Consider the following 696-nt stretch of genomic DNA (forward strand, 5'->3'; position numbering starts at 1 on the left):
TCCGGGCGAAGACGTGCTCGATGCGGGCCCGGACCTTGCGGTGGAGGGCGTTGTGCTGCGCCTTCCAGGCCGGGAGTTGGGTCTGTCCGGCCTGGCGGCGGTGGGGGATGATCAGGCCGGTGCCGAGGTAGCCGCCGTCGGCGATCACTGTTGCCTTGCCGGCGGCTGGCTTCGCGCCGGATTCCTCCCACGCGAGGCAGTCGTTGCGGTTGCCCGGCAGGGGACGGCCGACGAGGACGACCAGGCGGGTGTCGGCGTTGATGACGACCTGGTGGTTGGTGGAGTGGCGGTAGTTCTTGCTGGAGGCGGCCACCGGCCGGTCACGGGTGGGCACCAGGGTGCCGTCCACGATGTAGACGGTGTCCTTGCGCTGCCGGCGCATCGGCTGCAGCGCCAGCCGAGGCGCGAGGTGGTCGATGACCCGGTCCGCGGCCGACTTCGAGACGCCGAACAGCAGGGCGAGCTGCCGCATGGTGAGGTTGGTCCGCCAGTACGCGGCTACCAGCAGCACCCGGTCCTCCAGCGGCAGACCCCACGGCCGGCCCCGCCCTCGCACATCGGCCCCCTCGCGCCGCAACGCGGCCACCAGCTTGCCGAACTGCCGCGGGCTCAGCCCGGTGAACGGGGCTATCCAGGCAGGCTCCGACGCCGTGATCACACTAGCCACAGGCGGAATCACCGCACGACAAGATCATT

The 696-nt window shown here is 70.8% G+C and carries 1 protein-coding gene; it reads right to left on the reverse strand.

All coding sequences use genetic code 11. From position 1 onward, the window contains the following. A partial coding sequence (locus tag ACSNOC_RS27840; protein ID WP_436750346.1) for a transposase family protein occupies positions 1-667 on the reverse strand: 667 nt, incomplete at its 3' end. Positions 668-696 lie beyond the last annotated feature (29 nt).

Source organism: Streptomyces sp. URMC 129, assembly GCF_051386415.1.
Classification (GTDB): domain Bacteria; phylum Actinomycetota; class Actinomycetes; order Streptomycetales; family Streptomycetaceae; genus Streptomyces.